The 13,355-nt window shown below is 65.4% G+C and carries 13 protein-coding genes; 5 read left to right on the top strand and 8 right to left on the bottom strand.

The window, feature by feature from the left end; genetic code table 11:
- Nucleotide 1: 1 nt before the first annotated feature.
- The 3 genes from HK353_RS17445 to HK353_RS07255 form a co-directional block, all read right to left on the bottom strand.
- Nucleotides 2-1,732: an ATP-binding protein gene (locus HK353_RS17445; RefSeq protein WP_173154575.1), complete on the bottom strand. Its 1,731-nt coding sequence runs from the start codon at nt 1,730-1,732 to the stop codon at nt 2-4.
- Nucleotides 1,733-1,845: 113 nt separating this feature from the next.
- A complete protein-coding gene (locus HK353_RS07260) occupies nt 1,846-2,268 on the bottom strand; it encodes an electron transfer flavoprotein subunit alpha/FixB family protein (protein WP_173154572.1) in 423 nt (140 codons plus the stop codon).
- A gap of 389 nt (nt 2,269-2,657) precedes the next feature.
- On the bottom strand, nt 2,658-2,786 hold the full coding sequence (locus tag HK353_RS07255) for a hypothetical protein (protein ID WP_425350540.1): 129 nt from the start codon (nt 2,784-2,786) through the stop codon (nt 2,658-2,660).
- Between the two features lie 118 nt (nt 2,787-2,904).
- On the opposite strand from HK353_RS07255, the gene HK353_RS07250 reads away from it, so the two are divergent.
- A complete protein-coding gene (locus HK353_RS07250) occupies nt 2,905-3,654 on the top strand; it encodes an IclR family transcriptional regulator (protein WP_173154569.1) in 750 nt (249 codons plus the stop codon).
- A 125-nt stretch (nt 3,655-3,779) separates the two neighbouring features.
- Here the strand turns inward: HK353_RS07250 and HK353_RS07245 are convergent, their stop codons facing one another.
- Complete coding sequence (locus tag HK353_RS07245; protein WP_173154566.1) at nt 3,780-4,640, bottom strand: methylenetetrahydrofolate reductase; 861 nt, start codon at nt 4,638-4,640, stop codon at nt 3,780-3,782.
- Nucleotides 4,641-4,804: 164 nt separating this feature from the next.
- Here HK353_RS07245 and HK353_RS07240 point away from each other — a divergent pair, with 164 nt between their 5' ends.
- A complete protein-coding gene (locus HK353_RS07240) occupies nt 4,805-6,088 on the top strand; it encodes a glycine cleavage T C-terminal barrel domain-containing protein (RefSeq protein WP_342589849.1) in 1,284 nt (427 codons plus the stop codon).
- A 306-nt stretch (nt 6,089-6,394) separates the two neighbouring features.
- Here the strand turns inward: HK353_RS07240 and HK353_RS07235 are convergent, their stop codons facing one another.
- On the bottom strand, nt 6,395-7,849 hold the full coding sequence (locus HK353_RS07235; RefSeq protein ID WP_173154561.1) for an APC family permease: 1,455 nt from the start codon (nt 7,847-7,849) through the stop codon (nt 6,395-6,397).
- A gap of 169 nt (nt 7,850-8,018) precedes the next feature.
- Between HK353_RS07235 and HK353_RS07230 the strand changes: the two genes are divergently transcribed.
- Both HK353_RS07230 and HK353_RS07225 read left to right on the top strand, forming a co-directional pair.
- Nucleotides 8,019-9,353: a TrkH family potassium uptake protein gene (locus HK353_RS07230; RefSeq protein WP_342589848.1), complete on the top strand. Its 1,335-nt coding sequence runs from the start codon at nt 8,019-8,021 to the stop codon at nt 9,351-9,353.
- A gap of 108 nt (nt 9,354-9,461) precedes the next feature.
- Complete coding sequence (locus HK353_RS07225; RefSeq protein WP_173154558.1) at nt 9,462-10,199, top strand: potassium channel family protein; 738 nt, start codon at nt 9,462-9,464, stop codon at nt 10,197-10,199.
- Nucleotides 10,200-10,349: 150 nt separating this feature from the next.
- On the opposite strand, the gene HK353_RS07220 is transcribed toward HK353_RS07225, so the two are convergent.
- From HK353_RS07220 to HK353_RS07210, 3 genes are all read right to left on the bottom strand, one after another.
- Entirely contained in the window at nt 10,350-10,646 is a 297-nt protein-coding gene (locus tag HK353_RS07220) for an antibiotic biosynthesis monooxygenase family protein (protein ID WP_173154555.1), read from the bottom strand.
- A 132-nt stretch (nt 10,647-10,778) separates the two neighbouring features.
- Complete coding sequence (locus HK353_RS07215) at nt 10,779-11,609, bottom strand: hypothetical protein (RefSeq protein ID WP_173154552.1); 831 nt, start codon at nt 11,607-11,609, stop codon at nt 10,779-10,781.
- Entirely contained in the window at nt 11,606-12,568 is a 963-nt protein-coding gene (locus tag HK353_RS07210; protein ID WP_173154549.1) for an ABC transporter ATP-binding protein, read from the bottom strand. Before HK353_RS07210 ends, HK353_RS07215 begins: the two co-directional genes overlap by 4 nt.
- Before the next feature lie 43 nt (nt 12,569-12,611).
- Between HK353_RS07210 and HK353_RS07205 the strand changes: the two genes are divergently transcribed.
- Nucleotides 12,612-13,286: a TetR/AcrR family transcriptional regulator gene (locus HK353_RS07205; RefSeq protein WP_173154538.1), complete on the top strand. Its 675-nt coding sequence runs from the start codon at nt 12,612-12,614 to the stop codon at nt 13,284-13,286.
- The last annotated feature ends 69 nt before the right edge of the window (nt 13,287-13,355 follow it).

Below are 13,355 nucleotides of genomic sequence, written 5' to 3'. Positions count from 1 at the left end.
GTCATGGTCGGATTCCTTCGTCCCGGGAGGGGATGCGAACGCTGAACGTGCTGCCGGCGCCTTCAATCGAGGACACCGCGATCGTTCCCGCGTGTGCGTCGACGATGCCTTTGACCAGGGCGAGCCCCAGCCCAACGCCGCGCTGACTCGAGGCCCGGGCCGCGGCACCGCGGAAGAACGCGGTGAAGAGCTGGTCGACCTCGGCAGCGGGGATCCCCGCACCATCATCGACGACATCGAAGCCGGCGCCGAGCGCATCGGACTGCGTCCTGACGGTGACGCGATGTCCGGGTCCGGAGTATTTGATGCCGTTGACCACGAGGTTCGTCAGCACCTGTGTGATGCGCTTTGAATCGGCCGAAATCGTCGGGGAACCCGCGGACTCGACGGCGAGTTCGACTTCCTGGTCGGCGGCCGTCGACCGCAGCTGCGCCACGACGTCGTCGATGAGCGGGGTGAGTTCGAACTCGGTGATCTCCAGCTCGAACCGGTTCGACTGCGTCTGCTGGGTGCGCAGAATGTCCTCGACCATCGTCAGCAGCTGATCGGAGTTCCGTTGTACGACGGTCAGATAGGATGCGATCGCCGAGGCGGCTGCGGCGGAGCCGTCGTCGAGTTCGTCGAGCGCAAGCTCCGTATAGCCCATGATCGACGTCAACGGGGTCCGAAGTTCGTGGGAGACCGATGCGAGGATGCGCTCGCGGGCTCGGATGAGCTGTTGAGTGGCCGTGACGTCCTGGGTGGTCACGATCGTGTGCGGGGCGATGCCCGGATGCCCCTGCCAGCCCACCGCCGTGACCGACAGTGCCAGCTGTTCGCCGTCCTGTGGGCCGACCCAGATGAGTTCATCGGAGAACCGTTCGCCCCGGCGGGCGCGTGTCAGCGGTGAGTCCGACGGGGGAATGCGGGTGATCCCGTCGGCGCAGAACATGTCCACCTCGTCGACGCCCGCGTCCATGGCGCCAGCGGCGACGGCGTCCGCCGGGGAATCCTGCTCGCCTGTCATCCGCGCCACGGCGGCATTGAGGTGAGTCATGAACGCCGGATTCTCGAAGACCGTCGTGCCGTTCTCGTCGAGGACCTTCACCCCCACGTCGACACTCGCTCCGGTGCCCCGCAGCAGGGTGCTCGTCCTCTGCAGATCTCGCGTCAGGTCCCGCTGTCGATCGAGTGCCGCACTCAGGCGCAGATTCGTCGAGCTCAGACGCGTTTCGAGACCGATGATCATCGCCGAGACGAGGATCACGGCCACAGGCAGGATGAGCGCGAGCACGATCCGAGCGGCATCGACGGGGGCCTCGCCACCGAACAGGCTCACCGAGCTAAGGGTGATGAGCACGGCCGCCACGGAGATGACGGCACCGCGCGTGCGGAAACTCGTGACGAGCCAGACGACCGGGGTGAAGGCGAGGATCGACAGGACTCCGCCGTCCGGGTAGGTGGCCCACCGGCACAGGCCGAGGGCGAGGAAGTCGAGCAGCGGGATGACGAGGTTCGGCACCCAGGCTCGGGAGAACCTCTCCGAATACACGGCACCGAGCGTGGCGACGATGAGCAGACCGGCCCCGGTCAAGATCGAATCATCGGCGACCGCGGAATCCGGTCGCAATGCGCTGAGCAGGGCTGCGCTCGCCCCGAGCATGATCGCAAACGAGACCTGGTGGATGATCGTGAAGGCCTTGGAGTCCCCGGCGACGAAGCCGAGGTAGGCGATGCGGGCGAGCCGGTTCACCTTCGATCCGCCGATCGCGTCGAACTTGTGGGGACAGAGCGCACGACAGCCGCCTTTCGCGCCTTCCTGGAGACCCCGATCTGCGGTGGTCTTTGAGGAAACTATAACTGCGTTCAGCCCCGGCGGCGGACGATCTCTTCGTTGACGGCTCCGACCACCTCGACGAGGTCGCCGATGATCGCGTAGTCGGCCCGTTGGACCATCGTGGATTCCTCATCGGTGTTGATGGCCACGAGCGTCTTCGCGCGCTCGATCCCGGCCATGTGCTGGATCGCACCGGAGATGCCGCAGGCGATGTAGACGTCGGGAGAGATGCGGCTGCCGGTCTGACCGACCTGTTCGGCGTGCGGTCGCCGACCCAGGCCCGTGACCACGCGGGAGACGCCCAAGGCCCCGCCGAGGTGGTCGACGAGTTCGAGGACTTCGGCGAACCCGTTCTCCGATCCGACTCCGCGACCGGCGATCGTGAGCACCTGCAGTTCCCCGTCGAGGCGGAGGTGTTCGTAGGTGGTGCCGCCGTGGGCCATGAGCTCCATACCGCGCGGGTGCCCGAGGCCGACAGTGTGCCGGAATCCGGGGTGACGTCGACGATCGCCTGCGCCCAGGCCGCCGCCGAATGCTCCGCGAGATCCGGATGCTCGAGATGATGGATGACACCGACCCCGAGTCGCCCCAGCCCCGCGATGGCGGCATCACTGAGCGGGCCGATCACCACCCCTTCCGTGCTACCTGACGGCGGCCCAGATACCTCGCGCGAGGTTGCTGCGCCGCCGTCGGGTAGTAATTGGGAGCGGGCGAAGGTGAGGGCTTCCGCGGAGGATGGTCACCGAACTTGCCTTCACCTCAGGCAGTTCGAGCCGAATGCGTGGGTTGCCCGTCCCTGGTTCGGGTGCGTCGTATTCGACGACCTGCGCCTTCTTCGCCTTCATCCGTCCGGTGGTTCACCGGCGATCTCGGTGATCCCGGCGAGGCTCGTGCGGGCGATGATCTCGAGGATCGTCACGGCCCGATCGACGGATTGCACGCCGCCCGAGCTCGCAACTTTGTTGCTCATTTCGAAACTGTAACTCACGACGCGCAACCCGGCCAGAGTCTGAGAGCGTGGGGTAGGGTGAGTGCGGTCGGTGGGCCTCGATTCCGCCGACTCCCTTTCCCCGACGGAGCTGAGCACGATGAGCAATGGGACCCAGTCGATCGACCGGGCGGCAGAGATTCTGTCGTTGGTCGTGAGGTCCGACGACCCGATCTCCTACACCGAGGTGGTCGAAGAGACCGCATTGGCTCGGTCGACGGTCTCGCGCCTGCTCTCCGCCCTCGAACGCAACGGTCTGGTCGAACGCGACGGTGACGGCCTCTACCGCGGCGGATCGCTGTTCGCAACCTACGCTTCCCGCTTCGACCGGGTGGAGAACCTCGTCGCCGCGGCCGACCCGACCCTGCAGCGCCTCAGCGAGGAGACCGGGGAGACGGTCAACCTCGCCATGCCGGGGCCCAAAGGAGTCGTCCAGGTTGCTCAGGTCGATTCGACCTTCGTCCTCGGCGCCACGAACTGGGCTGATGTCGAGGTTCCGCCGCACTGCTCGGCTCTGGGCAAGGTCATGTTCGCCTATGACGTCATCCCGCTGCCGACCGGCAGGCTCGAGCGTCGCACCGAGAATACCTTGGGCTCACGCAAGGAGCTGACAGACGATCTCGACACGGTGCGCGAGCGCGGGTTCGCCATCGTCCATGAGGAGTTCGAGATCGGCCTGGACGCTCTGGCCGCACCGGTGTTCGGCATCGACGGAGACGTCGTCGCGGCCGTGGGAATCTCCGGGCCGACGATGCGCATCGCCGAACACCACGATCGCCTCGGCGCGCTGCTCGTCGATGAGGCGGGACTGCTCTCGCGCAGTCTCAGACGCAAGGTCACCCACCGGTAGACGAGCCGAAGATAGGTCGCTATCGGATACTTCTGCGCGTTGAAAGTATCCGATGGCGACCTGAATTCGTGTGGCCGTGTCCGATGGTGACCTGAACTCTACTGAACGAAGGCGACTCAGCCCGCTCACGTCAGATTCGAGACCTCTTCGGCGCCGCCGAGGGCCGCGAGCTGCTTGCGGCGCCAGACCTCGGTGTCCTTGATCTGATTGAACGTATAGATGTGCAGACCAGCGACGCCCATTTCCGGGTCGTCGAGGACCGGGCCGATCTTGTCGAGGAACTTCCGCGGATTGTATCCGCCGGGCTTGGCCATCCGCGTGAACGTCGCCGTGTTCTTCCGCAGGAACCGCGTGGACTCACCCACCCCGATCTTCGTCGCGACTCGGGCGAGCTTCGCCAGCTCCACCTTCCCGGCGATGCCGAGGACCAGCGGCAGTTCGACGCCCCGGGCGCGAGCCCTGGGCACCCAGGACGCGATGAGCGCCGGGTCGAAGCACAGGTTCGAGACCAGGTGCGTGGCGTAATCGCGTTTGTCCCACATCGCCTGGATCATCACATCATCGGGGATGATCGGATGCGATTCCGGATAGGCGCTGACGCCGATGTGCTGGAACGGTGCGGCCATGGATGAGAGATCGACGAGGAGGTCGTGCGCACCGACGTATCCGCCGGCTGGGGGAGGGGCGTCCCCCGCGGGGACGAAGATCCGGTCCACAGCCGCCTCGGCGAGACGATCGACGATCTCTGTGAGCTCGGGTCTGCCATGGATCATCCGCGCCGCGAGATGGGGCACGGCCCGGAACCCCAGGGCCTGGATCTGCTCGGCCGTGGACAGGGTCGCCTCGAGGGTCAGTTCCGTCGACGCAGTCACCGTGATCTCGCGGCCGGGCGAAACGTACTCCTCGATGCGGTCGACGATTCCGGCCGTGGGCAGAACCTCGTAGCGGGCGGTGGTCAGGAGCGTGCGCAACGTTGACTGTGACATCCTCGTCTCCTTCTCCGAGGTCGATTCATGAAACTCGGAGTTCGAGTCCCTTGCGTCCCGATGTGTCCGATCCTACACTCATTATACCCACGATATGGGAATCAAGTTCCATAATATAAAACTGTGCAAGCAGGGGGAACACCATGGACAACAATGTCCCGTCAGTGGACCAAAGCGACAGAGAAGTCCCGATCAACCTTCGTCAATCCGGCCCCACCCCGGTGGAAATGCTCATCGACACCCGCGTCCGCAAGTCGCCCTATTGGGAGCTGTCCATGCAGCAGGGCTGCTGGCGGGCGTCGATCTACAACCGGATGTATCACCCGCGCGGCTACATTCCCCGCGACGAGGGCGGGATGATGGCCGAGTACCAGCCCCTCGTCAACGATGTGACCCTGTGGAACGTCGCCGTCGAACGGCAGATCCAGGTCAAAGGCCCCGACGCCGAGGCGTTCGTCAACTTCGTCATCACCCGTGACGCAACGAAGATCCCGGTGATGCGTGCCCGCTACGTCATCCTGTGCAACGAAGCGGGCGGCATCCTCAACGATCCGATCCTGCTGCGGGTCGGCATCGACGAATTCTGGTTCAGCCTCTCCGACACCGACCTCATGCTCTGGTTGCAGGGAGTCAACGTCGGCGGCCGGTTCGACGTCACGATCGCTGAGATCGACGTCGCACCAGTGCAGGTCCAGGGCCCGAAGTCCGTCGACGTCATCGCCGACGTCGTCGGAGAGGAGGGGCGCACGCTGCCGAGCTACGGACTCATAGAAGCTCAGGTCGGCGGTCACGACGTCATCATCTCCCAGACCGGATTCACCGGTGAGAAGGGCTACGAGATCTATCTCAAGGATGCGACGAAGTACGCCGAGGATATGTGGAACGTCGTCCTGGAAGCCGGCGAGCCGTACAACATCAAGGTCGTCGCCCCCAGCCACCACCGCAGGATCGCCGCCGGCATCCTCTCGTGGGGTCAGGACATGGACTTCGAGACACTCCCGTTCCAGGTCAACCTCTCCTACCAGGTGCCGCGGAAGAAGAAGGCCGACTATATCGGCAAGGCCCGCCTCGAGGAGGTGCGCGGGCTGATCGAGGCCGGTACCCCGCCGTATCGCACGCAGCTGGTGGGTCTGCTGGTCGGCGGCAAACCGATCACGGACTATGCGCCGGACTTCTGGCTCGTCTCCGCTGCCGCTGACGGTGAGGCGGTCGGGTACGTGACGTCGCCGTGGTATTCGCCGGAGCTCGAAGCGAATATCGCCATGGCGTACGTGCCGGTCTCAGGAACCGAGCTCGGCACCGAATACTGGGTGCATCTGCCGGAGCCGTTCGCAGATGATCCCGGAGTCCCGGTTCGCGCCGAGGTGGTCGAGATGCCGTTCCGCCCGAGCGTGAACCCCAACCAGCGTGAGCGTCTGAAGATGCGCGGCCTCGACTCCGCCGTCTGAGCCCCAAGACCGAGCGCGGTCGCCGTTGCGCAAAGCCGGCGACCGCGTTCGCATGTCCGGATGCGCTCGGATATTCGGGCGCGACACTCGGCTCAGAGCAGCGGCATGCCGGCACCCCTCACCCGGAGTGGCTTCTCCTACCGACGGCAGACCACCCCTCACCCGCAGCGGCAAACCACCCCGGTGCAAAGGGGTGATATGTCGCTGAAGGTAAGGGGTGCGACCGCTGGTGCGAATTGTGACTGCCGGTGCCGAGTGCCACTAGCGGTACGGGATGCGACTAGAGGCGAGGTATAGCTCCCGCGATCACTTGCCCCGGAGGGCCTTGACCTTCGCGAGGAGCTCGTTTTCGGCATTCGGTCCGGCTTTGACGCCGCGCGGCAGCCGGAACATGAAGACGATGCCGATGATCAGCCACAGGCCGAACATCGCCCATGACTGCCACGCCAACTGCGCAGAGACCGGGGTGATCGGCAGGTAGAGGACGAAGAGAATGAGCGTGAGCACGGCCGAGATGACACCGATGGCGAATCCGGAGTTGCCCCTGCCGCCGATGCGCAGCGGACGGTCCATCGCCGGTTCACGCTTGCGCAGGACGAGGAAGGCGACGCTGACGAGGAAGTAGGCGATGACGATCGCGGGCGAGCCCGCGTCGACAATCCACCCCAGGGCCGCCGAACCCAGGAACGGTGCCAGCGCCGAAAGCGCTCCGATGAAGAGAATCGAGTTGACCGGGGTGCGGTAGCGCGGGTGCAGCTTGCCGAACCAGGCCGGGATCATTCCGGCCACGGCCATCGCCCACATGAGGCGAGACGACCCCATGAGGAAAGCGTTCCACGAAGTGATGATGCCGGCCAGACCACCGGCGATGACGAGCTTGCCCCAGATGGCGGAGTTGAACATGGCCGTGAGGGCATCCGCGGTGACGAGGTCGTGTGTGGCCAGTTCCGAGGCGGGCATGGCCAGCGACGTCATCCAGATGATGATGACGTAGAACGTGATGGCCATGAGTACCGAGGCGACGACGAGTTTGCCGATCTTCGCCGGCGGCAGGTTGATCTCCTCGGCCGACTGCGGGATGACGTCGAAGCCGACGAAGAGGAACGGCACGACCGCGACGACGGCGATGAATCCGGAGCCGCCGCCAGTGAACAGAGGTTCGGCGTTGGCGGCCTCGCCGCCGACCAGCCCGCCGGCCAGGAGCATGAGGGCGACGATGATGAGGAACGAGACGACGAAGGTCTGGACGAGGGACGCGACCTTCACTCCGCGGATGTTGATCCAGGAGATGATGATCGCGGTGACCGTGCCGACAAGGGCCCAGGTGAGGTACACATCGAAGTCGGCGATCGTCCACAGTTTGACGAACTCGAGGTCGGGGAACAGGTAGAGAGCGGTCTTCGGCACGGCGACGGCTTCGAACATGACGACGCTGATATAGCCGCCCGTGATCGCCCACGAACCGAAGAGAGACACTTGTGGACCCATCGCTCGGATGAGGTAGTTGTGCTCACCGCCGGCATGCGGCATGGCGGCGACGAGTTCGGAGTACACGGTGCCGACGAAGCACATGATGATGCCGCCGACGACGAAGGCGAGGATGGCGCCCATGGTGCCGGCGCCGGACAGCCATTCTCCGGTGAGCACGACCCAGCCGAAGCCGATCATGGCGCCGAAGCCGATGAAGAGAGCATCGATCGAGCCGAGGGCTTTGACGAAGCCGTGGTCTCGATCCGTTGTCGCTGCCTGCGGTTGACTCATGAGATTCCTCGACATTTCTCTGTGGACGGACGAACAGGTGCTGGGCCGTGCCGCCGGCGTGAGCCGAATCACGGCAGTTCCGATAAGGCAGAGTAGCAGGATTCTGACCGTTACCGGTGAGTCGCCTGCGCGCGACGCCGAACCGTTGCGATGGTGCTACATTTCCTGAGTGCACAGCTCACATCGCTCAGCGATCGTCCGTGTCATTGCGGGCTACCTGGCAGCATTAGTCACCGGGACCACGCTGCTCATGACTCCGGCGGCCACGGTCGCCGAGGGTGGAATCTCGCTGCTCAAGGCCATCTTCACCGCCACCTCGGCGCTCAGCGTCACCGGACTCGTCGTCCTCGACACCGGTCAAGACTTCACGCTCTTCGGCCAGATCGTCATCATCTGCCTCATTCAGGCCGGCGGCCTCGGCGTGCTCCTGCTCACCGCTCTGCTCGCCCTGCTGCTGGCGGGAAAGGCCGGTCTCAGGCTCCGCCAATCCGTGGCTTCGGAGACGAAGAGCGACGCGATCGGCGGTGTGAGACCGCTCGTCCTGCGCATCACGGCACTGACCGTCGGGACGGAGCTCGTGGTCGCCTCGGTGCTGTTCTGCCGGTTCTTCTTCCACTACGACGAACCCGTCACGGCGGCACTTTGGGACGCGATCTTCCACGCGATCTCCGCGTTCAACAACGCCGGATTCGGGCTGCGTCAGGACAACCTCGTCGACTATGTGGCCGACCCGTTCATCTGCGGTCCGATCGGGCTGGCGGTCATCCTCGGCGGGCTCGGCTATCCCGTCCTCATCGAACTCGTCCGGCGGTATCGAACCCCGCTGAAGTGGAGTCTGACGACGCGGATCATTGTCGTGCTCACCCCGGTTCTGCTCATCGGCGGCACCGTCTTCATCGCCGTGATCGAGTGGAACAACGCCGCAACGACGGGCCACCTCGATGCTTGGGGGAAGATCCAGGCGGCGACGTTCCAATCGACGATCACACGCACGGCCGGGTTCAACTCGATCGATATCAGCCAGATGCACACGGCGACGTGGTTCGGGATGGACGTCCTCATGTTCATCGGCGGCGGACCGGCGGGCACGGCAGGCGGCGTGAAGATCACGACGATGGCCGTGCTCGCGGCGACGACGTGGACGGAGGTCAGCGGCGGCCGGTCTGTCACCCTGTTCGGTCGCCGCATCTCCCGATACGTGCACCGGCAAGCGACGACGGTCATCGTCCTCGCCCTGGGGTGGGTGCTGCTCGCGACGATGGTCATCCTGCTCTGCGACGCGAGATTCGGCCTCAGCCGCGTCCTCTTCGAAGTCATCTCCGGCTTCGGGACGGTCGGTCTGTCGACCGGAATCACCGCGGATCTGTCCGCGCCCAGCCAGATCGTCCTCATCCTCACCATGGCGCTCGGCAGGCTGGGTCCGGTGACCGTGGCATCCGGCCTGGCACTGCGCGAGCGCCCCATCCGCTACGAACTGCCGAAGGAACGACCGCTGATCGGCTGATGGCCGGTCCATCGAGAGCCGAATCAACGACTGCCGACACCCTCGCCGAGGCGGCCCCGCACTCAGATGGGACGCCAAGTGAAGATGAGGCCCAGAAAGGACAAGACCATGAACGAGAAGAAGAATTGGATGGCGCGGTCCGCGTCGTTCTTCACCGGCGACCCCTCGCCGCTGGCGAAGGACGGGGCGGTGGCCGTGATCGGGCTCGGCCGCTTCGGCGGATCCCTGGCGCGCGAACTCGCAGAGCATGGAGTCGAGGTCATCGGCGTCGACCGTGACGAGTCCGTTGTGGCGGAGTTCGCCGACGTCCTCGCCCATGCCTCCCGCGCAGATGCCACCGACGAGGTGGTGCTGCGACAGCTGGGCATCGACGAGGTCTCCCGCGTCGTCATCGCCATCGGCAGCGACCTCGAAGCGAGCATCCTCGTGGCGTCGCGGATCCTCAAGCTCGGCAATCGGCACATCTGGGCGAAGGCGATCAGCGAAACGCATGCGGAGATCCTCCACCAGCTGGGCATCGGCAACGTCATCAGCCCCGAGAATGACATGGGCCGGCGCCTGGCCCACCTGATCAGGGGGCATATCTCGGACTTCCTGCCCATCGACGAGGACTTCGTCCTGGTGCGCACCACTCCGCCGGTGCGCACGACCGACGTGCCCTTGGCCTCACTGGGGCTGCGCACGAGGTACGACGTCACGATCGTCGCGTTCAAACGCCGCGGCGGCACCCACTGGGACATCGCCGATCGAGACGTCACCCTCTATGCCGACGACGAGATCCTCGTGGCCGGCAGCCCGAAGAAGGTCGAAGCATTCAGCGAATTGGACAAGGACGCCGACGCGTAGGTCGACATCCTTGGACGATTGCGATTCCCCCTCGCCGAGGCGGCGCTTGACGTTTGAAGGCCCTCTCGCCGAGGCGACGCCGTGGTTGGGCGCGTAAGCTCGGGGAGGCCCCGGAGTCAGGTGCGCCCGATCCGGGCGCTGCTGAGGGCTTCAGTCGCCGAGGTCGACGACCTCGAACTCGAGGAGGTTCGCCTGCTCGGAGACCGGCTTCGTTCCGCTGGACTCGTGGGCGGATGAGCGGTTGGCGCGCCAGTTCTCGAAGTCTTCGCGGGTCGCCCACTGGGTGTAGACGAAGTACTGATCTCCGCCTGCCACCGGGCGCAGCAGCTGGAAGCCTTCGAAACCGGAAGCACCGTCGACCGAATGCTTGCGTTCGGCGAAGCGCTTTTCGAGTTCAGCGCGAGCAGGTTCAGGAACGGAGAGCGCGTTGATGGCGACGATTGACATGGTTGCTCCTATTCGGTTCGGACAGTTGAGTCACTTCGACCCTACGTCGTTGATCCGAGCGCTGTCTGAGGAGTCCGATTGTTCGCCCGCAGAGTCTCAGATCCGATCTCAGAGCCGGTCTGGGAATCTGTTTCAGAAGTCCTGTCGGCGCAGCCGCCACGCCGCCAGCACTGCTCCGCCGATGACCCAGGCGACGAGGACGAGGAGGGCCGGGAGCTCACCGATGTACTCGGTCCCTCCCGCCTCGGCGACCCCGCTGATGTTGTGCACGGCGCCCAAGGGAAGGAGCGGTCGGAGCACGGACGCGAGACCGTCCGGCAGCCAGCCGGCGAGCATGGACCCGGCCAATAGAGTCAAGGGGGTGAGAACTCCGCCTGTGACCGAGCGGAAGACGACGGCACCGAAGACGGCGAGAAGTGAATAGATGACAGGCAGAAGGGTGCTGCCGAAAGCCAGCCGCAGATGGCCGGAGCTGCCGGCCACGGCAAGGACCTCCGACCAGTCGGCCTCGGCGAGCGTGGCCGCGAGGAGGGTGCCGCTGATCGTGACGGCCACGGCCGTGGCGATTGCGGTGACCGCTGCGGCCGCGGCGATGATGACGGCCTTCGCTGTGACGATTCCTGCACGCCCGCGGGCGCGCAGCAGGGCCTCGGTGATCGCGCCGGTGCGGAACTCGACCCCGGCGAACCATGCCGCGAGGACGACGAGCACAGCCGCGGCGGCATCGACGCCGAGGACGCTGGCCGAGAGCACATCCTCGGTGCTCGTCTCCGACAGCGGAGCATCGCGGGTGGCGGGAATGGTGAGCACGAGCAGCACGGCCGACACCGCGCCCGCGATGAGCGTGACGATGAGCAGCTGACGCGACCGGCGCAGGTCACGGAACTTCACCCATTCGGCACGTATCCAGCTGGGTCGGGCGGTGATCGGTGCGGCTGGGATGGTCGGTGGTGTCGTGGTCATGCCGTCGCTCCCTGTATCGGATGTCGAAGAGTGTGCATGTGATGATCGTCGTCGGTGTCCGTGAGGCCGAGGAAGGTGTCTTCGAGGCCGCGCTCTTCAGTCGTGAGGCCCGTGAGTTCGACCCCGAGGCGAACACAGAGCCTGAAGATCTCGCCGGATTCGAGTCCGGCGATCGTGGCGTGAGTGCCCAGTCCGTCGGGGTCGACCGAGATGCCCTCTGCCCGCAGGCGATCGAGCAGCGGCGCGAGATTCGTCCCCTGCACCCGCACCCGGGTCGAGGATTCCCGCCGCAGCTCATCGAGGGGACGGTCTGCAATGAGGGCGCCGTCGCGGATGATGATGACGTGATGGGCGATGAGCTCCATCTCCCGCAGCAAATGGCTCGACAGCAGCACCGTTCTGCCGGTGCTCGCGAAGTCCGTGAGGAGCGATCGAAGCCACGTGATTCCGGCGGGGTCGAGTCCGTTGAGCGGTTCGTCGAGGATGAGCACCTCGGGGTCGGTGAGGAGGGCGGCGGCGATGCCGAGCCGCTGTCGCATGCCCAGTGACAGCTGTGAGACGCGGCGGGAGCGTGCGCGGGTGAGGTCGACGAGGTCGAGCATTTCGTCGATCCGGGCGGGTGCGGTTCCCGTCGCCGCGGCGATCCAGTCGAGATGTCCTCGTGCGGTGAGCCCCGGCAGCATGTGTTCGGCTCCGAGGAATGCCCCGGCGATGCGTGCGGGCTCCGCGTGATCGGGCAGGGGGCGGCCATGGACGGCCGCGGTGCCGGAGTCCGGTGAGGTGAGGCCGAGGATCATCTGCAGCGTCGTTGATTTGCCCGCGCCGTTGGGGCCGAGGAACCCCGTCACCTGGCCAGGTGCGACGTCGAAGCTGAGATCGTCGACGACGCGGTGTCCGCCGTAGCTCTTCGTCAGACCGCGGACCGAGATGCCTTCATCGACCGATGGCAATACATTCATACTGCAATAATGATGCAAGTTGATCGTATTGTAAAGTGGGAGGATGCCGAAGATCGTCGACCATGCCCAGCGCCACACCGAGATCGTTCATGCCCTGTGGCAGGTCATCTATCTCAAGGGGATCGACGGGGTGTCGTTCCGTTCCGTCGCCGAGGCGGCCGGAATCTCAATCGGTCGCGTGCAGCATTACTTCCCCTCGCGCAGTGAGCTCATCCTCGAGGGGTGCCGACAGATCGTCGACAGCGCCGAGGCGGCAGGTCCCGAGGGTGCCGATGCGTCGTCCGCCCCCGGTTCCGCCGAGGCGGTGAGTGCACTTCGTGAGTTCTGTTTCGCATTCATCCCCGCAGGTGAGACGATGCGCATCGGTGCATCCGTGTGGTACACCTACGTCGCCCGGGCAGTGATGGATGAGCAGATCGCCGACATCATCCGAGCCAGCGATCGTGCGACTCTCGAACTCGGAGTCCGCCTCTATCGGGCGGTCGTCGGAGGCGATGGGGCTGCTGACGCCGATGATGCCGCAGGCACCGGAGGCACCGGAGGCACCGATGCCTCCGATGGCGCCGATGGCACCAAAGGCGAGGCTGTGACCGCCTGGGCGATGCGGATGATCGCGTTGGGCAAGGGGTTGGCTCAGGAGGTCATGCTCGATGAGCGCAGCGCCGCCTCGGCGAAGGCGATCCTCGAAGCGGAACTGGCACCACTGGTCGCACACTGACCTCACATTCTGGGAATGGTCCGGCGCCGTACCGTCGGAGGAGATAGTTGAGGCGATTGTTGGGTCGAT

Source organism: Brevibacterium permense (genome assembly GCF_013280495.1).
Classification (GTDB): Bacteria; Actinomycetota; Actinomycetes; order Actinomycetales; family Brevibacteriaceae; genus Brevibacterium; species Brevibacterium permense.
This window is presented reverse-complemented; position numbering and strand designations above follow the sequence as displayed.

Excerpts from the sequence above, each read along its gene's own strand:
- HK353_RS07260 (WP_173154572.1), bottom strand. The coding sequence starts at position 2,268 with ATGGAGCTCATGGCCCACGGCGGCACCACCTACGAACACCTCCGCCTC.
- HK353_RS07255 (WP_425350540.1), bottom strand. The coding sequence starts at position 2,786 with ATGAGCAACAAAGTTGCGAGCTCGGGCGGCGTGCAATCCGTCGATCGG.
- HK353_RS07250 (WP_173154569.1), top strand. The coding sequence starts at position 2,905 with ATGAGCAATGGGACCCAGTCGATCGACCGGGCGGCAGAGATTCTGTCG.
- HK353_RS07245 (WP_173154566.1), bottom strand. The coding sequence starts at position 4,640 with ATGTCACAGTCAACGTTGCGCACGCTCCTGACCACCGCCCGCTACGAG.
- HK353_RS07235 (WP_173154561.1), bottom strand. The coding sequence starts at position 7,849 with ATGAGTCAACCGCAGGCAGCGACAACGGATCGAGACCACGGCTTCGTC.
- HK353_RS07225 (WP_173154558.1), top strand. The coding sequence starts at position 9,462 with ATGAACGAGAAGAAGAATTGGATGGCGCGGTCCGCGTCGTTCTTCACC.
- HK353_RS07220 (WP_173154555.1), bottom strand. The coding sequence starts at position 10,646 with ATGTCAATCGTCGCCATCAACGCGCTCTCCGTTCCTGAACCTGCTCGC.
- HK353_RS07215 (WP_173154552.1), bottom strand. The coding sequence starts at position 11,609 with ATGACCACGACACCACCGACCATCCCAGCCGCACCGATCACCGCCCGA.
- HK353_RS07210 (WP_173154549.1), bottom strand. The coding sequence starts at position 12,568 with ATGAATGTATTGCCATCGGTCGATGAAGGCATCTCGGTCCGCGGTCTG.
- HK353_RS07205 (WP_173154538.1), top strand. The coding sequence starts at position 12,612 with ATGCCGAAGATCGTCGACCATGCCCAGCGCCACACCGAGATCGTTCAT.